The 20,188-nt window shown below is 64.8% G+C and carries 22 protein-coding genes; all 22 read right to left on the bottom strand.

What is annotated here, in order from left to right; translation table 11 throughout:
• Nucleotides 1–14: 14 nt before the first annotated feature.
• Nucleotides 15–665, bottom strand: a complete 651-nt coding sequence (locus tag AC1Q5S_RS07050; RefSeq protein ID WP_047351281.1) for a hypothetical protein — start codon at nt 663–665, stop codon at nt 15–17.
• Nucleotides 662–1,261 (bottom strand): PFGI-1 class ICE element type IV pilus protein PilL2, encoded by a 600-nt coding sequence (gene pilL2 / locus AC1Q5S_RS07045; protein WP_047351282.1) that lies wholly within the window; start codon nt 1,259–1,261, stop codon nt 662–664. Before pilL2 ends, AC1Q5S_RS07050 begins: the two co-directional genes overlap by 4 nt.
• A gap of 161 nt (nt 1,262–1,422) precedes the next feature.
• On the bottom strand, nt 1,423–2,295 hold the full coding sequence (locus AC1Q5S_RS07040; protein WP_047351283.1) for a hypothetical protein: 873 nt from the start codon (nt 2,293–2,295) through the stop codon (nt 1,423–1,425).
• A 112-nt stretch (nt 2,296–2,407) separates the two neighbouring features.
• On the bottom strand, nt 2,408–4,687 hold the full coding sequence (locus AC1Q5S_RS07035; protein WP_047351284.1) for a helicase-related protein: 2,280 nt from the start codon (nt 4,685–4,687) through the stop codon (nt 2,408–2,410).
• Nucleotides 4,688–4,787: 100 nt separating this feature from the next.
• On the bottom strand, nt 4,788–5,921 hold the full coding sequence (locus AC1Q5S_RS07030; protein WP_255352826.1) for a DUF6094 domain-containing protein: 1,134 nt from the start codon (nt 5,919–5,921) through the stop codon (nt 4,788–4,790).
• A 40-nt stretch (nt 5,922–5,961) separates the two neighbouring features.
• The gene (locus tag AC1Q5S_RS07025; RefSeq protein ID WP_047351286.1) at nt 5,962–6,612 is read right to left on the bottom strand and encodes a hypothetical protein; all 651 of its coding nucleotides are present in this window, start codon (nt 6,610–6,612) and stop codon (nt 5,962–5,964) included.
• Nucleotides 6,613–6,688: 76 nt separating this feature from the next.
• Nucleotides 6,689–6,949, bottom strand: coding sequence for a hypothetical protein (locus AC1Q5S_RS07020; protein ID WP_003290203.1), 261 nt, complete (start codon nt 6,947–6,949; stop codon nt 6,689–6,691).
• Nucleotides 6,950–6,965: 16 nt separating this feature from the next.
• The gene (locus tag AC1Q5S_RS07015) at nt 6,966–7,373 is read right to left on the bottom strand and encodes a hypothetical protein (protein WP_003460301.1); all 408 of its coding nucleotides are present in this window, start codon (nt 7,371–7,373) and stop codon (nt 6,966–6,968) included.
• Between the two features lie 96 nt (nt 7,374–7,469).
• Nucleotides 7,470–7,901: a hypothetical protein gene (locus tag AC1Q5S_RS07010; protein WP_084002082.1), complete on the bottom strand. Its 432-nt coding sequence runs from the start codon at nt 7,899–7,901 to the stop codon at nt 7,470–7,472.
• Entirely contained in the window at nt 7,898–8,587 is a 690-nt protein-coding gene (locus AC1Q5S_RS07005) for a DUF3275 family protein (protein WP_047351287.1), read from the bottom strand. Before AC1Q5S_RS07005 ends, AC1Q5S_RS07010 begins: the two co-directional genes overlap by 4 nt.
• A gap of 57 nt (nt 8,588–8,644) precedes the next feature.
• Nucleotides 8,645–9,562 (bottom strand): DUF3577 domain-containing protein, encoded by a 918-nt coding sequence (locus tag AC1Q5S_RS07000; RefSeq protein ID WP_047351288.1) that lies wholly within the window; start codon nt 9,560–9,562, stop codon nt 8,645–8,647.
• Nucleotides 9,563–9,822: 260 nt separating this feature from the next.
• Nucleotides 9,823–10,335 carry an XF1762 family protein gene (locus tag AC1Q5S_RS06995; protein WP_047351298.1) on the bottom strand — a complete coding sequence of 171 codons (513 nt, stop codon included), beginning with the start codon at nt 10,333–10,335 and terminating at the stop codon, nt 9,823–9,825.
• Between the two features lie 5 nt (nt 10,336–10,340).
• A complete protein-coding gene (locus AC1Q5S_RS06990; protein ID WP_023124706.1) occupies nt 10,341–11,183 on the bottom strand; it encodes a phosphoadenosine phosphosulfate reductase domain-containing protein in 843 nt (280 codons plus the stop codon).
• A gap of 146 nt (nt 11,184–11,329) precedes the next feature.
• Nucleotides 11,330–11,683: a DUF3085 domain-containing protein gene (locus AC1Q5S_RS06985; RefSeq protein ID WP_047351289.1), complete on the bottom strand. Its 354-nt coding sequence runs from the start codon at nt 11,681–11,683 to the stop codon at nt 11,330–11,332.
• A 143-nt stretch (nt 11,684–11,826) separates the two neighbouring features.
• Nucleotides 11,827–12,639: a hypothetical protein gene (locus AC1Q5S_RS06980; protein WP_047351290.1), complete on the bottom strand. Its 813-nt coding sequence runs from the start codon at nt 12,637–12,639 to the stop codon at nt 11,827–11,829.
• 286 nt (nt 12,640–12,925) lie between these two features.
• Complete coding sequence (locus tag AC1Q5S_RS06975) at nt 12,926–13,204, bottom strand: hypothetical protein (RefSeq protein ID WP_003290191.1); 279 nt, start codon at nt 13,202–13,204, stop codon at nt 12,926–12,928.
• Between the two features lie 97 nt (nt 13,205–13,301).
• Nucleotides 13,302–14,036, bottom strand: coding sequence for a DUF5983 family protein (locus tag AC1Q5S_RS06970; protein WP_003290190.1), 735 nt, complete (start codon nt 14,034–14,036; stop codon nt 13,302–13,304).
• Between the two features lie 212 nt (nt 14,037–14,248).
• A complete protein-coding gene (locus AC1Q5S_RS06965; protein ID WP_003290188.1) occupies nt 14,249–14,641 on the bottom strand; it encodes a hypothetical protein in 393 nt (130 codons plus the stop codon).
• 21 nt (nt 14,642–14,662) lie between these two features.
• Nucleotides 14,663–14,875: a hypothetical protein gene (locus AC1Q5S_RS06960; protein ID WP_003290186.1), complete on the bottom strand. Its 213-nt coding sequence runs from the start codon at nt 14,873–14,875 to the stop codon at nt 14,663–14,665.
• Between the two features lie 330 nt (nt 14,876–15,205).
• Nucleotides 15,206–15,763 (bottom strand): hypothetical protein, encoded by a 558-nt coding sequence (locus AC1Q5S_RS06955; RefSeq protein WP_003290183.1) that lies wholly within the window; start codon nt 15,761–15,763, stop codon nt 15,206–15,208.
• Between the two features lie 247 nt (nt 15,764–16,010).
• Nucleotides 16,011–17,612, bottom strand: coding sequence for a DNA cytosine methyltransferase (locus AC1Q5S_RS06950; protein WP_047351292.1), 1,602 nt, complete (start codon nt 17,610–17,612; stop codon nt 16,011–16,013).
• A gap of 536 nt (nt 17,613–18,148) precedes the next feature.
• Complete coding sequence (locus tag AC1Q5S_RS06945) at nt 18,149–20,161, bottom strand: DNA topoisomerase III (RefSeq protein ID WP_455240161.1); 2,013 nt, start codon at nt 20,159–20,161, stop codon at nt 18,149–18,151.
• Nucleotides 20,162–20,188: the final 27 nt, after the last annotated feature.

The following is a 20,188-nucleotide window of genomic DNA, read 5'->3' as shown; positions in this document are numbered from 1 at the left end:
GTGGTGTGCTCCGGTCAGGGAATCGCCACGCGACGGGTCTGGTCGCCGGCCTGGAACACGGCGGTGTTGCCCTCAATCGCCTGTAAGCGCCACGGGCCGAGCGCATCACCTGGCAGCAGCACCTGAAGCTGGTCGGGCGTGAAGTCCGCGCTGCTCGGCGCGACGGACACGCTGCGCTGGCCAGCGCGCAATTCGGCGCCGACGACGCGGAACGGAAGCGGCGGCGGTTCGGGCTTGGCCGCGGCCTTGCCCGATGCGCGCGGCTGGGCGGGTGCGGCGGCGCGCGGAACGGGCGCAGCGGTCTGGCGCGCCTTGATCTGCTCGACCTCCGCGCGCAGCGCCTGAAGGTCGTCGGCAGCGGCATAGCCGCTCAGCGTTTTCTCAAGCTGGGCAGCGCGCGCTTCCAGGACTTGGCGGGTGTCTTTGAGGTCTGCCGCCGTTGCGACGGCGGGACGCTGCTGGATGGCCTCGATGGTCTCGACCAGGCCCGCCGCCCGCGCTTCCAGGCGTTGCAGGCGGGAATCGAGGCGTTCCTGGTCGGCCTGGTCGTTCATGGTCTGGTAGCCCAAGGCTACGAAGACACTGATGCCGATCAGCCAGAGCCACAGAAGGCTCTGCACCACCACGGCGGCGGCCGGGCGCCGGGCAGACTGCGGCGCGTTCATGGCTGGCCTCCCGAAAACGAAGGTTCCAGCGGGAGCGTCTGCACCGCCTCAGCGGCGGGTCGCACGGATGCGGGTTCGATGGCCACGCTGTCGCCGGGCCGCTCGAAGCAAATCTGCCGTGCGCGATCATCCGCATGCAGTTCCCAGGCCGGGCCAGCCAGTGTGAGCAGCGCATCGCGCAAGGTCATGGGGCCGAGGTGCAGGTGCGCCGCCGGCAGCGGCAGCGCGTACAGCTCGATCACCGCATGCACCGTCTGGCACAGGCTGTAACCGCTGCGCTTGAGTACATGCCGCAGCCCATCGCCGACGGTGGCGCGGGCATCTTCGGGCATGGACACGTCGATGGTCTGCAACAGCAGGTCCCGCTGCGCCGCCGTGGGTGCCAGCTCGACAAGCGTGTAGCGACCATAGCGCACGACGGGGATGTACTCGGGCGCCTCGGGTTCGGGCGCGGCCGAGACTTCCTCGATGGCATCAGGCGCGGGCGGCGCAGTCGTCGTCGCGCAGCCGCCAGCCAGCACCGACCAGAGTAGGCCGAGTACTCCCGCCAGCAGGCGGCGTTCGGGATGGTGAAACCAAAGTGGAGAGGGGCACATAAGCTCGGCATCCTGAAACATCGAGCCCTCACCATCGCCGCTAAGGCCGGGTGCAGCAGCAAACAATGCGAACTACGCTGCGCCCGATTTGCCGGCCGCACCCCGCTCAAAGAAAAGGCCCCCGAAGGGGCCAGTGAGAACGTAGGTCAGACTGCACCGAATCAATCCCGAGCCACCTGCTTCAGACCAGGATCGACCTGCGCCAATTGGATATGCGCCCAACAGCGGATGAATTGGCCGTTCTCGCCGATTGGCCGAATCTCCATTGCTGACGAATACCCGCCCAAGTCGCTGGCATCGAAACAGACGACTTTGATCTGGCCGGCGTCGCAGCGGATAGATTGGATCTGGTGATCGGTCATATCGACCGCGACGACCTGCGGGACAAGGCCCAATTCGCGGGCGGCCGACAGGATGGGGCCATATTCGGCAGCGTCGAAGCAGACGAACGGCCCTTCGTACCGGGCTTCTTCGGCCAAGTCTTTGGCCTTGTCGTAGTGGATACCCAGGTCGTATTCCTCCTGGGTGATCCTGACTTTGAAGACCGGCACGTCAGGGCTGCCGGAGGCATTGGCGCAGGCGACCGCGACTTGCATCTCGATCTCGCTGCCGTCGGCAGGTTCGGTCGAGGGGATGACGGCTTGGCCCGAGGGGGCTTCGTCAGCCATCCCCATGCGCTCGCGCATTTCATCGGCGAATGCCTGGGGGGCCATCAGGCCATAGCGCGCCAGGCGCACAGGAATGTCCTCTGCGCCAAGGTTGCCGTCCTCGATGCGCTGTTGCATGAAGGTGGCGATCTCGGCTTCCAGTGTTTCGCGGTCAGCCGCCGAGGGCACCTTAGATACATCGATCGACCAGGTATCCACTTCCGCGGCGGTATCGCCGGTCAGCAGACCCTCGCCGACGGCGCGTTCGCACATGCATTGCAGCCGTGCCAGCATTTCCAGCGCGGCCTCACCGTTGAGCAGATAGGTCACGTCCAGCGTCAGGCGAGCATTGACGGTTTCGGGCGTGGCTTGGGTATGGGTGTTCATGGAACTCTCCTTGGGATGAAAAAAGCGCAACCAAGTCCACGGATACCGTGGGCGTGGCTGCAAGGTGGGAACAACGAAAGCCGGCGGCGCTAGGCCGGCGTTGGCGTGGGGATCAGGCGGCGACAAGTTGCCGGGCCAGTGCGACCTCGACGGAATCACCGTCCTGGTTGAGCACATCCAGCCCCGATTCGGGTACATCGCCCGAAGTGGACTGCGAGACCATGATCTTCTTGGCCATCAGTTCAAGGCAGGTCATCTGCGAGGAACCGGCGTAGCCGAGGTAGATCACGCGCACGGACTCTTTCTGCCCAATGCGCCACGAGCGGCGGGCCGCCTGTTGAAGCGAGTACACGTTGTAGCCCGACTGCATGAACACGATCGTCGGAAACTCCAACAGGTCCAGTCCCGTCTTGACCAGCTCGGGGTTGGTGATGAGCACATCGATGCCACGGTCCAGTTGCTCGGCGATCCAGTCCTCGCGACGGCTGGCATCCACGCTTGCGCGCAGTACCGCCACTCGAAAACCTTCCTGCTCCAGCAGCACCTTCAAGCGCGATGTGGTGTCGCGCGTGCCGGTATAGACCGTGTAGGCTAGAACCTTGCGGCCCTGGGCCTTCTCCTCTTTGCAGATGTCGATCAGTTCGCGCTCTTTCGGCGTCACCTCGAACTCGTTGAACTGAGCGGGGACGAACGCCAAGGTGTTGCGCGTGCGCGGATGCACCACGGTCTCTGACCTGAAGCAGCAATCCGGCCAGGCCAGCAGCACGTTGAGCACCACACCCAGCAGTGTCGTGTCGCGTCGCGCCAGAGCCTGTTTCAGCTCCGCGGTCAGCCGACCCGCCAGGTCACGGTAGGCCGCGGCTTGCGCCACGTCCATCTGGACTTCACGAAACTCCTCGTCATACGGCGGCAGGACGTTGCCACCGATGTCCTTGAGCTTGAGGAAAATCGTGAACGGCAGGATGCACCGCAAGACCCCTTTCGGCCCGAAGCCGGGAGCCTTGACCGTGCGCACCGATACCTTGGTGCCCCTGGCCGTCTTGTGCGCCGTGCCGGCGCTTTCGGAGTAAATGTCCTTGAGGACCCCGTGGTCCCTCATGAACGCCATCGCGGCCGAGGTCATGCTCCCGCTCGTGGTCGGGCGGTAGCCGTCTTCGATCATCCGCCCAGGCAAGGCGCGGAACAGCAGATAGAAAAGATCGTCCCCGTATCCGCCCATCAGCGTGCCGGTCAGCAGCAAGGTCTTGCGAGCCTTCGCCGCCAGCACGCCCATGGCCTGGCCCTGGGCGCTACCGCCGTTCTTGTACTCGTGCGCCTCGTCGGCGATGAGCAGGTCGAACGTGCCTTGTGGCAGGTAGCGCTTGATGAACTCGGACGGCTGGTAGCCACCCTCACCGAATCCAAACTCCATGTTGGCCATCGCACGTTCCATGCGCGTGGCCTGACGATCGGAAAAAACCAGCTCGCCGTTGCCATCCATGAGGTTGATGAACTCGTGGATGTTGTCGCCCAGCATCGACGCCAGGAACCCGTCGCCGAACTTCTGCATCAGCTTCTGCGCGGTGACTTCCCCGATGGTCGGGATGCGCTTGAGGGCTTTCAGCACTGCCGAGGACTGGTCGCTGCCGGACAGGCTGCGCGGGCGGATCAGCGTCCACAGGGGCGCGGCGCAATGGCTGCACTTCCTGCGGTATTCCTCGGCTTGGAGCGCGACCGGGTTGACCGGCTCGCCGTCGAGGTCGGTGATGACCGTACCGCAGTCAGGGCACGCTGCCACGTCGCCATGGCGAGTGCGCCGCGTGGTGAAGACAGGCTTCCAGTGGAATCCCATCCGCATCCTGACGCGCCCCAGGACAAAGAACTCCTGGCCCGTGGGCTGCACACCCATCTGCTCGCGCAGCTTGATGAGCTTGACCAGCGTGTCCGGGCCGTTGAGCACCCAGACCTTGGCGCCTGCCACCGTCTCCTGAATCTCGCGCCGCCACTTGTAAACCAGGTGCGGTGGCGAAAGAACTAAGGTTCGGCGGTAGCCTTCGGCGTTGAGGACGGCGGCCGTGGCGATGCCGACGGTCGTCTTGCCGCAGCCCATTTCGCCATTGACGATCGCGGCGCGCTCGCCACGGTCGATCAGCAGCTCGGCGGCGGCATGGACGACTTCGGCCTGGGCCTGGAACAGCTTGCGCTTGAGGCTGGCGACGATGAGTTGCCGGTGCGCCTGCGGCTCGCCGGAATAGACCGGCGGGTTGGCGCTGTTGAGGGCGTCGAGCAGTTCGTCGCCGAACTCACCGACGAAATCCTGAAGGCTCAGGGTCAGTGGGGAAGATTCCGCGTCGAGCAGTTCGCCCTGTACGGACGTGGCTTCGGCGGTGGTGGTTTCGAGATCGAGGGACATGGTGATGCTCCAAAGAAAATGGGGCATGCACCACCCCCCGACGGGGCGATGGCATGCCCCGTGGTGGGAAAAAAGACGGCGAACCGTCGGTGAAAAGCGATCAGCGGATGGTCAACACCTCGCCCCGCGTAGCGGAGCTAGGCGTCATGTCCCACGCGCGGATGACAGGCACGAACTTGTCGGTGAGGATGCGGGTCTCGGCGATGGAGCCGTCTTCGCGTTCGGTGAATTCCCGCTGGAGCGTCTTGTCCTTGTGGGTGTCACCTTTGACGACGAGCACGCGCCCGGTCTTGGAGCGCACAACCCCCGAGATCGCGCCCGCGGCCAGAGCCAGGGCGAGATGCCAGTGGGACAAGGCACGCGCCGGTGGACGCAGCGATTGCTGCGCGGCCCCCAGGTGCGTGTCCAGCGACGGCCAGAGGCCTTGCAGCCGACCGACCTCATCGGCGAACTGCTCCGGCTCCATCGTCACGCGGAAGAAATGCTCCGGCTCGGCCGGACTGGCGGGGACGATGTACGGCAGGAACGGCCAATCGCTCGGCAGTTCCTCGGCTTCGACTTCGCCAAGCCCAACCTGCAGCAGCAGATTGCGCACGGCCTTGACGCCATCGGGTGCCTGCTCGCGCTGACGCACCCTGCGACCGAAGATCACCACCTGCTTGAACTGCGTTTCCACCGCTCGGTAGATCCGCAGGTCGGTGTAGTGGCGCGTCAGCCAGCCGACCAGCTCCGCGTCGAGCACGTAGCCGGGGACGATGAAGACCAGCACGCCGCCGTACTGCAACAGCGACAGGCTGCGCTGATAGAACAGTTTTTCGAGGCGGGCACGACCCTGGCCCTGATAGCCGATGTTGCCGTTGACGTCCTTGGACAGGTCGCCATACGGCGGGTTGAGCCAGAGCAGTCCGAACGACTGCTTGGAGACCATCGTGTCCATCAGGTCCGCGTGCAGGCAGTGATCGACCAGGCCACGGGCATGGCGTGCCCGCTCCGCGTCGAACTCAACGGCGAACGCCTTGGCCTGCTCGCGCCCGAGGGCGTGGGCGGCTTCGGCGATCGCTACGCCTTCGCCGGCGCAGGGATCGAGGATGCACATCGGCCCGTCGCTGGGCATCAGTGCGTTGAGGGCTCTTTCGAGCGTGGGTTCATCAGTCGGGAAATACCCGTTCTTCACGAAATTGCGGGCAAGCCGCGGGAACATGAGGGCCATGGAAGTCTCCTGGTTGGCGGGGATGAAAGACGGAAGCACACCAAGGCGTGCCTCCGAGGGTGGGTCAGGCCGCTACCACTTCCGGCGTCCAGATCTTGGCCGGGTATGGATAGGCGGTGAGCACGTCACTGCGGATCAGGGAGCCCAGCGCCAGGGTCAGCGTCGGCACGTCGATGGCGAGCCGATGGCCTTCCAGCGGCCCGAGGGCGAACGGAAGGCGGCCCAGCATCTCGCGGCGTTGCAGCAGTTCCAGCACGGTCTCGCGCCAGTGGTCGAGCAGCGGCAACGGGCACGTGTCCCGCACCAGCGTCCACATGCGGTCAAGCCGGTGGGCGTTGCCGCGTGGCAGCAGTGCGAGCGCGCTGGCGTTGGCCTTGTCGGGCTTCACGCAGCGACGATCGAACAGCCACACGTTGGAGAGCGATCCGAACAGCGTTCGTCGGTAGGCGCGAGTCATGCGCTTTTCCAGACGATCGACGTTGCCGATGAACACCGGCACGCTGCCGCCCTGGTCGGTGATGACGTGGAACTGGTCCAGTCCCTGCTCGTCGCGCCCGAGGGTCAGGCGAGCGAGGAACTGCTGGACGGCGGTGTCCCGCGCCCAGATCGAGAGGAAGACGAGGTTGCCCTGGTCATCGCCGACGCAAGCGTCGGCCATCACGTCGGGGCATTCGTCGATGCGGTAAAGCGTGGTGGAAGAAGTGTCTGCGGGCATGGTGGTGTCCTCGGATGAATGGGAACAGCACCGCCCGCTGGGGCAAGTACTGCCCCAAGGGGTGGAAGAAAACCGCTCAGTCCGGCTCGAACTGCCGGGTGTGCGGGTTGAAGTGAAGTGCCTCGTCCACCGCGGTAATCGGCGTGAAGCCGTCCAGGTAGATGTTGTTGAGGTACTGGTCGCGGTAGGTCAGTGCCCGCCGCGCCTGATCCTCGGTGAGGCCGTCGCTGATGAAGTACGCCAGCATTTCCTCGTCGGAAGAAACTTCGTCGTTGGACAGACTCCCTTCGACGAGCTTCAACAACGCGGGCGGGAGCGCAGCCAGGATCGGGTCCATGTCGGTTCCTCCTGGCTCAGACCAACAGCGCTGCGGCGGGTGCCGTGGAAGCCGTCGGTGTGCGCCGCCGCGCGTGGTGGGCGCGAACGCCTGCACGCCATTCGGCGGACTGCTCCGGTGCGAGATCCAGATAGGACAGTGGGCACGAGTAGTAGTACGGGTGCATGGACTCTTCCAGTGGCTTGTAACCCCACTGGCTTCCGCCGCGTTCAAGCAGATCGCAGCGGATGTAGCGCAGGGATTGACCCGGTGCGAGATCACGATGCACGCCTTCGACCTTGGCCGTCACTTCCGCGACGGACCAGAGGACGTTGCCACGCAGCGCGTGGGCGATGACCTTGACGCTGGCGCGCTCGGTCTCTTGCGGTGCGATCAGTTCCGCGATCAGTTCAGATCGCGATTGGGGGGAGAAATACCAGCCCATGAAAGGCCTCCTGAAAAGTGGAGCCGGAGGCCTCCCCGCGGGGGAGAACCCCCAGCGGGTGATGGAATGCCGCGTTAGCAGCGATGAAGTCGCGTGTCAGTACTCAAGATCACCGCAACCGGCCGGGCAGCAATCCCGATCGATGCCGTGCATGCAAATGCCGTTTTCGGCATTCCAGTCCTGAGTCTCCTGCCTTTCGGCGGGTGTTGCGTAGTCCCCGTATTCCTCTGCTATCTGCAGCGCATATGTCTGCTGATGCTCGGGTAACCGATGTACTTGCGCGTCAACTTCTGAACTGAATAGTTCCACGTACCAGTCGTGAGACTGTCCGCAGCCATGGATGGCTTGCTTGGCAGCCGTCTCGCAGACAGCCCGCCACGCGGTTTCATCCAGTGCGGAACGGTGTGTATCTGAAGCGATGTTGGACATGATGGAGACCTCCAAAGAAAAGGCCGAGGTCTCCCCCGCATGGGGAAAGAACCCCGGCGGGTGGATGAAGAACACCGCGGATGCGGCGTCTGCGATCACGCAGGTTGCAGTTCGGCCTGGCGGCTCCACTCCTGCGTCTTGAAGTCCAGCGCGTAGCCCAGTTCGCCCAGGCGGGCGATCTGCTCACGCAGGGCGCGACGGTCGATGGTCGAATCCAGTTTCACGGATTCACCCAGCGGCCACAGGATGCCGAACAACGCGGCGTCGCCACCCTCGGTACTGCCGGGAGTAGCAACCGCAGCGGGCGTTGGCGCATCCACTCCGAAGGGCGTGGTATCGACCAATGGGTCCGCCGATGCCTGCACGGGTGCGGGCTTTGCGGGCTTGGACGCTTTGACGGGCTTGGTCGGCGTTGCCGCAGGCTGCGCCCCTTGCTCTTCATCGAGCGGATCGACTTCCTGGGTGGCGAAGCTGCGGGCCTCGTCGCGGCTCAATTTGTCGATGCCGTTGAGCGTCATGCCATCGAGGTTGGCGCGGACTTCAAACCGCGCGCCGCCCGCGACCGGATAGGACTTCGCGAAGATGTAGCGGATGACGAATTCCCCGTCGTACTTGCCTTCGGGGTACTGCTCCAACTCCGCGTCTTTGACTGCGAACTCGCCGATGGGAGTGGAAAGGCGACCGACCGTGAACGGGCCGTTTTTGCCGCGGATGGTCCGCAACGTGAGCTGGCCCGGGACGACGATGGGTAGGACTGATCTCGTAGGTGCCGATGTGGCTGCCATGATGGTTCTCCTTGGGAAATAGGAAAAAGGCAAGGCCCCGTGAGGGGCCATGCCGGATCAGAACGAAGCAGCCAGTTCCGGCTCCTGCTCCTCGGCTTCACCTTCCGGCTCGCGCTCGGCGGGTTCGGCAGATTGGTCGGCAGCGATTTCGGCGGCAACCTCGGCTTCGGGCGCGGGTGCGTCCTCGGCCTGCGGCGCCTCGGCTTGCGCCTGGCTCGTCGGATAGACCTGGGTGCCGTCGATCTTGATGAGACCGATGTGGACCAGCGTCGATTCAAGGCTCGCTCCCGGTTCCCCGGCGCGCTCGCCTTTGGTGCGGATGTACGGATCGATCTTCATGTCGTTCAGACGGAAGGCGATCAGCACCTTGCGGTCCCCTTCGATGGCCTGCACGCACCGGCGAACCAGGTGCTCGGCTTCAGGGGTAGCGACGATGGTGTCGAAGTACCGATATTCCGGTTCACCGACAGGCCCGGCCAGCGCCGCGACGCTGCACGACAGGAACGGATCGCCATCCTTGCGGGTGACGTCCTTCGGACGGCTGAGGTAGCCGATGCCGCGGGTGATCAGCTCGTGCTGCTTGATCGAAGCCAGTTCGGCCCGGTCGAGCGGCTCGGCCTTGAGCAGTCGCGCCTTGAGGGACGCGGCGGCCTGGCCCTTGTGCTCACCCTTGTCGCGGATGTACGCATCGCCCCACAGGTCGCCGAGGCGAAAGCGCACCAGCGGGCGCTGCTTGGGATCGTCAACGCCGATGTAGCGCTGGACCAGTTTCTTGGCCTCGGCACCCGAGACCTTGACGTCGACGTAGCGGTAACTGGGGTCCTTGGCGGAACCGACCAGTGCGGCGATGGTGCATGCCAAGAAGGGCTGCGCACGGCGGCCGCCCCGGACGGGAACCTCGCGGGCACGTTGGACATAGCCGATGCCCGAGGTGTGGAGGTCGAAATATGATTTCTCGTTGGAAGTGGTGTTCATGGTGAATCTCCATTGGAAGAAGCGGAGACACACCAGGCCCACGCATGCGGGGAAGGTGCGTAACCCCGCGGTGGGTTGATAAGGCGAAAGCATCCGCCACCATCACTGGTGGCCGCTCGCGGACGGATGCGGTGCGAGCTGGCTCGGTCACGCAGTGGGAACTGCGCCGCAACCTCGATGACCGATGGTTGCCTGGCATGTCGCTGACAACGTCAGCAGCATGGGATCAGCATGGCCGGGACTCGCCCGCGCGGCAGCAATCAATCGGCATCCTGGCGCTTCCCTTTGTCCACGGCGCCCGGTGCCTGCCACAGGCACTTGGGACCGCGCAGGTGGTCGGGGGTGTCGGCGCGGGGGCGGCTGGGGCGGCTCCAGGCGCCGCCGCCGCGCGTGCCGACCAGCCGCCAGCCGGCGGCGCGCAGGCTGGCACCGCCTTCCTCTGGCAAGGTATAGGTGATCAGCCGCGTGTAGCCGAGGGCCTTGGCCACCTTCCAGGCGGCGCCATAGAGCTTGCTGCAAGCGTTCGGTGCGCCGTTGGTGCAGAGCCTGGTGACTTCGAGGGTCCAGCCGTCGTCCAGATGGCGGGCGACGGGGCGGCCGACGATGGCCACACCGCAGATGTCGTCGCTGCCGCACAGCGTGACCGCCAGGGCGAACTTCGCCCCTTGAACCTGCCGGTGGTGGCGGTGGTGCTCCTGGACGAAGGCATTTGCACAGCGTAAGGACACCGGGAACAGTTGCAGCAGCGATGGTGAGTTCGGTTGCCTGCACATGCGCATCAGTCGCCGCAGAAGCAGGCAATGGCTTCCTCGGCGCCATCGAACAGATCGCCTTGGTCGGCAGCGAAGCGCGCCAGATCGGCATAGCTGGGGCCATCGGCGCGGAACCGGGCGCCGCTGGGCTTGCTCGCCAGGTTCAGGGATTCCATGCGAATCCACCACACGGCGGCCTCGGGCCGGGCCTTGATAAGGGCCAGGCGCTGCCCACGCGGCTTGAGGAAACACAGGTCGCAGTTGCCTTCGAGCGTGCGTCCGTTCACCGTCAGCAGGTCGAGGTCGAACGGCTGTGCCTGCCAGAACGCGCTCACGTCGCGCACTGTGACGCCGGCATCCGCCAGCGGCATGCACATGGTCTCGTGGGTCGATTCGGTGGAGTGGCCGCGCGCACGAATCTTGGAGACGCGTCGCTGCTCATCGGCGCGGATGCCGATCATCTGGTCCCAGTCCGTCCATCCCAGATGCCGCAGGAAGCGGTGCATCGGGCGAATCTTCAGGCTGGTCGTGCAGCCCCGCGCAACGGGATTGGGCAGGTACTGGCGTTTGCGGATCAGCGCCTCGAACGGCTCGCCCTGGCGGCTGGCCCGATCGAAGTCGATCAGAGCGAAGCCCGGTTCCATGGGCACGTATTCGAGCCAGCGGATCGGCACCTGCCAGTGCTCGGCGCAATCGCGCACAAAGCGCAAGGTCGCTTCGACTTCCTTGCCCGTGTTGGCGAAGCAGACCACGGTATCGGCAGGCAGGCCGCCATTGGTCTGCAGCACGCGCCAGAGCATGTAGGCGCTCGTGCGCCCGCCGCTGAAGCTGATGCAGGTGGGCTGGGTGATCTTGAACGGGTCGTGCATGCGTCGTCTCCAGTGGCATGCCGGCGGGCTGGCCGGCGAGGCAGGCCTTGGCGGCCGGAGACGAGCGCGCACGCGGGGACATAGCCGCTGTGCGGAGGAAAGAAAGCCCCCGGGGAACCGGGGGCTGAGCAGGACGTGCTGCTGCTTTAAACGGGAGGCACGACCTCCAACGACAAGTGGGTGGCGGTGGCCGACAGCATCAGATCGTCCGCTGTGTGCAAGATGCGGGTGAATACGCCGTCCTTCGGGTCGAAGTACTCGGCGAAGTCGTCGCCGCCCAGCTCGCGTTGGGCGAGGAACCACCAGTCATCGAACGGATCGGTATCCGGGTCGCAGCCGACTGCATAGGCCAGCAACTTCTGGCGTCCGTCCGGGCGGCGTTCCTCGCGCTCGGCGAGGATGTACACGCCTTGGTCCTTGACGAGGACGGCTCGGCACTGGTTGGCGATCGCTTCGGTCAACACAGGGCGCAGGTCGGCGCCCTTGAATCGCAGTGACATGGTTGAAATCTCCTGTACGGATTAGAGAAAAGGCTCTCCACCGAATGGATGGAGAGCCTGTGCGGCACTTGGCCGGATGGACTGAACCGCCGTGGCGGGAACCTTGGGTCAGCCGTGGAGTTGCCTGGCTTCGTTTCGAGGCGTCATGCCGGCACCGCTTGGCGCTGCCGGGGAGCCTTGGTGTCGATCACGCTCACGTCGATCAGGCGCCAGCGACCATCGTCGATGAGCCGCTCCAACACTGCGCCAAGCATGTCGAAATACACCTCGTCGTACCGATCGACCAATTCGCCATCGCGGTGAAGTTCCACCACGTAGGCGTCGCCGCCGCGGTCGTACAGCACCGTGACGCGACCCTTGAACTTCGCGGTCGAGGTCGTGAAGCTGATCGCCGGAGGCGTCTCGATGATCTTGGATGGCTTGGGATCGACCCAGGTGAAATCCCGTGCACCTGCATCGACCAGCATGTGGGTGATTCGCCGGAAGCCATCGGGCGCCGGCATTTCCTCCAGTTGTTCGATGAGCTGGCCCAGTTCCATGCACTGCGGCTTGGGGATGGGCAGCTTGGCGGGCGCGGAGCCAAGGATGTGCGTCTTGACGGTGTAGGGAATGCCGTCGGACGTCATCTCCGTGCGCTCTTCCGGGGTGTCCGCGCGCAGGCCGTCGAAACGGCGCCGTGCGTAGGGTTGGACACGCACCTTGGCGCCTTCGCTGGGAACAGAGGTCACAAGGTTGGGATCGAGCACGGCGAACTCGGATGGCTTGAGCTTGACGACGATGGCATCGTCAGTCGCCGCGACCACCTTGCCGTCGAAGGGCTGGGGATCGATGGCGAAGCCCAGCGTCGAGGACTGCGGCTGATCATCGAACACGCGGTACTTGAACGACCGCACGTTGCGGGGCACATGGCCTGCGACAAGCGAAGGCATCAAGGATTTGATGAGGGAACGGTCCATGGGAATCTCCTTGAGGAAGGACAAGGGATTCCCGCCCGCAAGGGAGAGATCCCTTGTGGGTGGCGTGGATGGACGCGGAACGTCCGATAAGAAAAAAGACCAGCACGGTTTCCCGCACTTGCAGCCTTGAAGGTCTCGGCTGTCTGGGCATGTGTCGGCAACGCCGACGAACATGGGGCAAGGATGGCCTCGGAATGGGCGGCTCACCCGCATGAAACGGCACCGCGCCGCACCCGGTTTCCTGCGCTGCGGGCAAGAAAAAGCCCCTCGAAAGGGGCTGGATGGATCAGGCTTCGTACACGAAATAGTGTTCGCGCTGACGTGGAAAGAACACGTGCTTCCACGTGTCGCCGCTGGTGTTGCCACCGTCGAAGACGACCATTTCGTAGTCGTCAATGTCGCTGTCCACCAGGTCGGCGCTGGCGATATGGCGCATGTGTAGCATGCCTCTCGTGCGCTCGAATACCAGGATCTGGCCGATGGCGTCGTCCTGGCTCATGGCGTTGACGCAGGCTCCGAGCTGGTGCTCGAAGTCGGGTGCATGCGAGATGAGGTCGGGGAACATGAGGTTGCTCCTATGAAAATGGATCAGCCCAGCTCCGGGTGGGAGACGGGCTGACATGGGGGAGAACAAAGAGGCAGAATGGTGCGTGGCGCGACTGCTAGGACTCGGCCAGCGGCAAGCCCAGTAGCGCGGGCGCATCAGCGTCGAGGATGAGAATGCGCACATCGGCCTGGCCAGCCAGTTCAAGGATGTTCGCCAGGTCGTCCGGCATGCCCTTGTTCCGGTGCTCTTGTCGAAGCTGCTCCGCGCCGATGCCCTCGGCATGCTCCAGGTTCTGGTCCGTCCAGGGCGTGGAAATCAGCTTGACGCCGATCGCCGGGCTGTACGGAACCCGGAAGGCGATGAACAGAAAGGCCTCCGGCGTGGCGAGGTCTGCCAGGTTGGCGAGGTACTGGCCGGTTTTCCGGCTGATGTGCGCGCTGCTGATTTCCCAGCATCGGCTGTAATAGCCGGTCTCGAAACTCAACCGCTGCACCACGTCTCGCGCGGCTTCGGCCGAATAGGTGTCACCGACGTGGATCGGGCGGCCGTCGAAGTCGTCGCCATGAATGGCATAGACCACGGCACCAACTACGCCTTCGCTGACGCCTTCAACAGCATTGCATTCGGCCATCAGTTCGGCGCTGACAGGTTCAGTGCCATTCCTGACCACCGCGAACTCGCTGGTGACGATGCAGGGGGAAGAAACCAGTTCCTCATCGGAGAGGTGCTGTTGGCTCACGTGGATGGTTCGCCAGACATGCGGGCTTCCGTCCTCGTAGCTGATGGACAGCGTGCGGACGATTTTCAGATTCCAGTAGCCGCGGACAAAGGGATTGGGATTTTGGGACATGGGATTTCTCCAGATTGAATAATGGAGCCAATCCCCGCCACCGGGAATTGGACCCCGGTGGGTTGAAAGTGAGAAAAGCGTCAGGCAGCACTGATTGATGGCCTTGGGCCAATCAGCGCTGGGTACGGAAGGAAAATCGAGGGACATGGCCGCGTAGGCGCATGTCCCTCACGGGCAGTGAACGAAGAGGCGGAGATGTGCCGGAAACCGGCTCACCAGCCGTTGTAGTTCACCAGGAGGTCGGCGATGACCTTGCGGCGTTGCAGATCGAGACCGTCGAAGTCCGACAGTCCGTTGAAGTGGCAGCGCTTGAGCATGGCACCGCCCTCGCGCGCGTTGTAGAAGCTGACCATGGCGGACAGGAACATGCGTTCGCCGCTGCTCAGGACGCCGAGGGCATCGTTGAGCTGCAGCATGTTGGGACGCAGATCCCACTTGCTCTTGGCCTGGTTCAGACCTTCACGGGTGCCGTCACCGAACCATTCGGGGCCAGCGATCTCGACACCGCGCTTCCAGGCCTCGAAGAAGGCTTGGGGCGCGGCAGCGAAATGCTGTTCTTCCCTCATGATCTGATCGACGACTTCCCGCGGCAGTAGCTGATTCATGACGTGATTCCTCCAGTTGGATCAGGGAATGGCGAGCTGGGACCAGCCGCCTCTTTCGAGGGCACGTTGAGCCGCGGCATAGCTGCGGAAGTACTCGCGGGATTCCCGCGAAACGGGGCCTTCGGTATCGCGCGTGCCGATGTAGTGACCGGCGGCGCTTTGCAGGACTTCGAGCGGCAGGAACTTGCCGCAGTAGGTCAGGGCCAGTTGGCCGAAAGAGGCTTGCTGGGACATGGACGGGCTCCTTGGAAAAGCGGGGCCTCGTCCCTCACGGGATGGCAGCTCCCGCACGCGGTTGATAAAAAGCATCGACGTCACGGGGACGCGCGTCCGCAGACTTGATGCGATGCGGACTGGTGGGCAACGCAGGAGAGACCCGCGGCAGCCTGAAACCCTGGCTGCTGGCATGTGCTGACGAATCAGCGAACATGCGGGCAGCTTCGTGCGCGGGCCGCGCTGCGTCAGTTGGAAAACGGCATCCGGCCCAGCCCCGATTGATGGGCACCGGAAAAAAGAAGCCCCGCATCGAGTGCGGGGCTGTCAGGAGGGGGCGTCGGCGCTGGGTCAGGAGGGCTTGTCGCCCAGGACATGCTGCTTCCACAGGTCAAATGCCTGCTCGGGCGGAAGCTCGGCGAGAATGACGATGGGTTGGGCCTGTCGGGCGCGCAGCGAAGCGAAGTACGCTTTGCGGTCGGCGATGGCCTTGAGCTTGATGCCCTTGATGAACAGCAGTTTGCCGTCCTTGATGAACAGCACCTTGTTGCCGATGTCGCGGTTGAACGCGGCTCGCACCTTGCGCTCGGCGTGCATGGCATCGGCCAGTTCATCGATCAGGAAGTCGAGCGTCATGTCGATGTAATGAGGGTCTTCACCCTCGTGGCCGAGGTCGAGCGGTGCAGGCGGCAGGCCCTTGGCGAAGGCTTCGGCCTGCGCCAGCAGCGCCGCCTTGCCATTGAGCGCGTGGAGGAACGTCGAGCCGCCGTGGCCGTCGTTGCGGGCCTCGGCGATGGGAGTGCCGTCGAACACGACGGTGGCGCTGAAGCACATCGTTTCCTCGCTGGCGAAGTCGGCCACCTTGAGGTTCTTCAGCGTGATGCGGTCTTGCTTGGTGATGTTATCCATGGGAAGTCCTGAAATCGACCGGGTGGCGACATGCCCCCGACGGGACGTGGCGGCCATCCCGTGGGTTGAAAAAAAAAAGGAGGCATCGATGCCCCGGTGGGCAGCGTTCGCCGGTGAGATGCCGAGGCGAACTGGTGGGTGGCGCGGGTAGAACCCACGGCAGCCTGGACACCCCGGCTGCTGGCTGCTGCCGACACGTCGGCAATGCAGGAGGAAGAATGGCGTAGCCCGCTGGCGACGTCGTGCATCAATCCGGAGCTGTCGATCCCGTCTTGTGCAGGCACTGCACCAGCCGCTGGCCAAGCCACGCAACGCACGGCACCGCCATGGAATTGCCGATTGCCTTGTAGCGCGGGGCGTCTGCGGCGGGCTTGCCGCGATAGAGGACCAACGTGTAGTCGTCGGGCATGCCTTGCAGCCGCTCGCATTCCACGGGCATTAGCCGCCGCACCCGCCAGTGCGCCCAATCTCCGGGGCCGGGGTCATTCCAGTCGTACCGGAAATGCGCCTCGAAGTCGTGTGCCAGCACATGGGGCTTGTCAGCGCCGCCGCCGCTGGTGCGCAGTGCGTCCGATACGCCGCCGCCCAGTTCTGCGGTAAGACCCTGCTGCCGTCCCCGCAGGGCAACGCAGGCCACCATCGGCACGCCATAGCCCGGCTTGCCGTTGGAAAGGACGGTGCAAGCTACCTGCCCATGGCCCGACTCGAAACGCACTTCGCCGCGGTTGTTCTGCGCGAAGGCGATGGCGGGCACGACACCGGCGTTCGCATGGCTGTTGCGGTGCCCACCTGCACGCAGCGTCGGAGCCCGATCCATCGTGGCATCCGCGCCGCTGCCCTGCGCGGTGAAAGCGATGATCGGCACACCCTTACCCGTACCGTCTTCGCTGCTGCCCTTGCCGCCGTTGGCAGTGTCGAGGGTGTGGGCGATGCTGCCGGCGATCGACTGCACCATGAACGTCTCCGTGCGGATGTCGTGCTTGGGGCCTGCGGCCATGAGACATGCCGCCACATCGACGGGACCGGTGCCGCCACTGAATCCGAAGGTCGTCGTGACCGTGCCGTAGGGCTGCTTCAGTCCTGCGTATCCGCCTGCTGCTTCAGCACCCGATCCAGCAGCACGGGCAGCTTCTTGCCACGGCGCGCTGCCCGCAGAAGAATCCCCGAGCAGGCCTGTGCGCTCAAAAAGTACTTCGACGGGATCGAGGCCATCTCCACCACTTGCCACAAGAAACACACGCTTGCGGCGTTGGGCGACACCGAAATATTGAGCGTCGAGCACGCGCCAGGCGATGCGGCGCCGGGGTCCAGACACACAACCTGCGTGCGCCCATTTTTCCCCTGGCGGTTGGAGCGCACAGCCTTCTCCGGCCAGTGCGCCCAGGAAATGCCCGAAGGCATTGCTGCGGTCGTTGAGGACGCCGGGGACGTTTTCCCAGACGAGGGTTGCCGGCGGGCGGCGGTCTTGGTGGCGGGTTTGGTCGATGGCATTTGCAAGCTCCACATAGGCAAGGGTCAAGGCGCCGCGCGGGTCATTCAGTCCCTGGCGCGCGCCGGCTACGCTGAACGACTGGCACGGTGTGCCGCCGACCAGGATGTCGGGCGCCGGCACGGTGCCGGCGCGCACCTGGCGGGCGATCGCAGTCATGTCGCCCAGGTTGGGCACGTGGGGGTAACGATGGGCGAGCACAGCGCTCGGGAACGGCTCGATCTCAGCGAACCACGCAGCTTCGAGGCCGAGGGGTTGCCAGGCGAGGCTCACGGCCTCGATGCCGCTGCACACGCTGCCGTATAGCAGCGGCGCGTTGCGCGGCCTGCCGCGTGTTGGGGGGCAAGGATGGGGGTTCATGTCGGGTCTCCTGTTCGTGTGGCCCAGGGCCGTTGGGCGGGGGGCCGGGACGTTGATGGGCAGGAGAAAGGCGCCGAAGGCCCTGCGGCCTTCGGCTCGGGAGGAAAGAGGAACCACCCGTGGGCTGATTGGCAGGCCCGGTCGTCGCTAAAACCGTCTGCTGTCAGCAATCACACCCGGCCCATGTCGTGGCTGGGGCCGGCATCGTCTGGCGCACATCCGCGCACAAAGGGAGCCCGTTTTTGCGCCGGCGGGCACCGGCACCGAATACCGCTGACCACGAAGGGTCTCCGGGTGGCTCGTGCAGTTCGACAAGCCATCGGGAGACCCTTCGCAGTGGGCGGAAGAAATGCAGATCAGCAGAACGCGCGGGATGCGGTTCGCGGAGAAGCTACCTTCAGGTCCCGTGGCCGGAGCGGCCAGGCGGGACGCGCGCACGGATCAAGAAGGCGTTGCGCGCTGGGCGTCCCGCAGGGCGTGCGGGACAAGGGCCACGCCGCCGATGGCGGGCACGGCTCACGGGGAACGGGGTCGGGTCAGGACCCTTGGCGGCCGCTGCGGCGCGGGCGCGAGGCACCGCGCTTGGACGTGCCGGATTCGACCGGCAGCGTGCCTTTGCAGTCGGGGTAACGACTGCACGACCAAAACGGGCCGCTCTTGCCGCTGCGCTGACGCGTGGGTGCGCCGCACTGCGGGCATGCCGGCCCTTGGGGAACCTTGATGGACAGGGACGCGATGCTGTACTGCGCGATCAACTGCGAAATCCATGCAGCCTGCTTTCCGATGAATACGTCCAGCGTAAGCTGTCCAGCTTCGATCATGTCGAGCGCCTGTTCCCAGACAGCGGTAGTGCCAGGGTCGGCGATCGCCGCGGGCACGGCGTCGATCAGTGTGAAAGCAGCATCGGATGCGCGGATGGCGCGCCCCTTCTTCACGATATAGCCGCGTGCGATCAGGCCGCTGATGATGTTGGCTCGCGTCGCTTCGGTGCCGATGCCGACCGTGTCCCTGAGCTTCTGCTTCAGGCGCGGGTCCGTCACCAGCTTGGCGACTCCCTTCATGGATTTGACAAGTTCGCCCTGCGTGTACGGCCTGGGTGGCAGCGTTTTGAGCGCCTTCAGATCGACGTCGGCCACTAGGCATGCCAGGCCCTCGCGCAGCGCGGGAAGCACCTGGCTGCGCGCCGCAGCGTCGCCGTCCTCGTCGGGCTGAGGCTCGGTCAGTACCAGACGCCAGCCCTTCACCACGACCTGCTTGCCCGTGGCCGCCAGTTTCTGCTGGCCGCAGGCTAGGTTCGCCACAGTGCGATCGAACTCGTGGTGAGGGAGGAACTGCGCAAGGTAATGCGCCCGGATCAGCCGGTACACGGCCAACTCCTTCTCGCTCATGGCCGAGAGGTTCGCCGGTTCGAGCGTCGGGATGATGCCGTGGTGAGCCGTGACCTTGCTGTCGTTCCATGCACGCGAGCGCTGAGAGCGATCGAGCTGGTCCATTAACGGGCGCAGCGAGGGATCGGTCTTGAGCAGACTGTCGAGAACCGTGGACACCTCGGCGAACATGCTTTCGGGCAGATAGCCGGAATCCGAGCGCGGGTACGTCGTGGCTTTGTGCGTCTCGTACAGGGCCTGGGCGATCTCCAGGGTTTCCTGCACGTCCAGCCCAAGCTGCTTGGAACAAACCTCCTGCAAGGTGCCCAGGTCGAACAGCAGCGGCGGGCCTTCGCGCACGCGCTCGGTCTCGACCGACACCACCTGCGCGCTGCCCGCGCCGCGGATCTGCTGCGCGGCCTGCTGTGCGACCGGCTGCTGCAGGCAGCGGCCCGTGTCGTCGGTGTAGGCATCGGGCGGAACCCATTGCGCGGTGAAAGACTGGCCGCTTGCGGACAGGGACACGTCGATGGCCCAGTACGGTACGGACACGAAGGCCGCAATTTCGCGGTCGCGGTCCACCACGAGCTTGAGCGTCGGTGTCTGCACGCGGCCGACCGACAGCACGCCGTCGTAGCCCGCTTGTCGACCGAGCACGGTGAACAGGCGGCTGAGGTTCATTCCCACGAGCCAGTCGGCCCGCGATCGCGCCAGCGCCGAGTAGTACATCGGCAGCGTCTCGGCCGATGGCCTGAGCTTGCCCAGCGCGGCGCGGATGGACGCATCGTTGAGTGCCGACAACCATAGCCGCTCGATGGGGCCGCGGTAGCCGCACAGTTCGATGATCTCGCGAGCGATCAACTCGCCTTCGCGGTCGGCATCGGTGGCGATGACAAGCTGGGTCGCCTTCGCCAGAAGCGCCTTGACGACCTTGAATTGCGTGGCGGTCTTCGGTTTGACCTCGACCCGCCAATGCTGGGGAATGATGGGCAACTGCTCAATGGACCAGCGCTTCAACTGCTCGTCGTAGGCTTCGGGCGCAGCGGCTTCTACGAGATGGCCGATGCACCAGGTGACAGTGACGCCGGAACCGTTGAGACAGCCTTCACCGCGCTGCGTGGCGCCGAGAATCCGGCCAATGTCTTTGCCCTGGGAGGGCTTCTCGCACAAGAACAACCGCATATCCGTCCATCCGATTCCCGTGGTTCA

This window comes from Acidovorax sp. GW835-FHT14B10 (assembly GCF_058793725.1).
This window is presented reverse-complemented; position numbering and strand designations above follow the sequence as displayed.

Coding starts and splice junctions, on each gene's coding strand:
- AC1Q5S_RS06965 (WP_003290188.1), bottom strand. CDS start 14,641: ATGAATCAGCTACTGCCGCGGGAAGTCGTCGATCAGATCATGAGGGAA.
- AC1Q5S_RS06980 (WP_047351290.1), bottom strand. CDS start 12,639: ATGGACCGTTCCCTCATCAAATCCTTGATGCCTTCGCTTGTCGCAGGC.
- AC1Q5S_RS06960 (WP_003290186.1), bottom strand. CDS start 14,875: ATGTCCCAGCAAGCCTCTTTCGGCCAACTGGCCCTGACCTACTGCGGC.
- AC1Q5S_RS07050 (WP_047351281.1), bottom strand. CDS start 665: ATGAACGCGCCGCAGTCTGCCCGGCGCCCGGCCGCCGCCGTGGTGGTG.
- AC1Q5S_RS07025 (WP_047351286.1), bottom strand. CDS start 6,612: ATGCCCGCAGACACTTCTTCCACCACGCTTTACCGCATCGACGAATGC.
- pilL2 (WP_047351282.1), bottom strand. CDS start 1,261: ATGTGCCCCTCTCCACTTTGGTTTCACCATCCCGAACGCCGCCTGCTG.
- AC1Q5S_RS06945 (WP_455240161.1), bottom strand. CDS start 20,161: ATGCGGTTGTTCTTGTGCGAGAAGCCCTCCCAGGGCAAAGACATTGGC.
- AC1Q5S_RS06990 (WP_023124706.1), bottom strand. CDS start 11,183: ATGCACGACCCGTTCAAGATCACCCAGCCCACCTGCATCAGCTTCAGC.
- AC1Q5S_RS06955 (WP_003290183.1), bottom strand. CDS start 15,763: ATGGATAACATCACCAAGCAAGACCGCATCACGCTGAAGAACCTCAAG.
- AC1Q5S_RS07015 (WP_003460301.1), bottom strand. CDS start 7,373: ATGGGCTGGTATTTCTCCCCCCAATCGCGATCTGAACTGATCGCGGAA.
- AC1Q5S_RS06975 (WP_003290191.1), bottom strand. CDS start 13,204: ATGTTCCCCGACCTCATCTCGCATGCACCCGACTTCGAGCACCAGCTC.
- AC1Q5S_RS07035 (WP_047351284.1), bottom strand. CDS start 4,687: ATGTCCCTCGATCTCGAAACCACCACCGCCGAAGCCACGTCCGTACAG.
- AC1Q5S_RS06985 (WP_047351289.1), bottom strand. CDS start 11,683: ATGTCACTGCGATTCAAGGGCGCCGACCTGCGCCCTGTGTTGACCGAA.
- AC1Q5S_RS07000 (WP_047351288.1), bottom strand. CDS start 9,562: ATGAACACCACTTCCAACGAGAAATCATATTTCGACCTCCACACCTCG.
- AC1Q5S_RS07020 (WP_003290203.1), bottom strand. CDS start 6,949: ATGGACCCGATCCTGGCTGCGCTCCCGCCCGCGTTGTTGAAGCTCGTC.
- AC1Q5S_RS06970 (WP_003290190.1), bottom strand. CDS start 14,036: ATGTCCCAAAATCCCAATCCCTTTGTCCGCGGCTACTGGAATCTGAAA.
- AC1Q5S_RS07040 (WP_047351283.1), bottom strand. CDS start 2,295: ATGAACACCCATACCCAAGCCACGCCCGAAACCGTCAATGCTCGCCTG.
- AC1Q5S_RS07005 (WP_047351287.1), bottom strand. CDS start 8,587: ATGGCAGCCACATCGGCACCTACGAGATCAGTCCTACCCATCGTCGTC.
- AC1Q5S_RS06950 (WP_047351292.1), bottom strand. CDS start 17,612: ATGAACCCCCATCCTTGCCCCCCAACACGCGGCAGGCCGCGCAACGCG.
- AC1Q5S_RS06995 (WP_047351298.1), bottom strand. CDS start 10,335: ATGTGCAGGCAACCGAACTCACCATCGCTGCTGCAACTGTTCCCGGTG.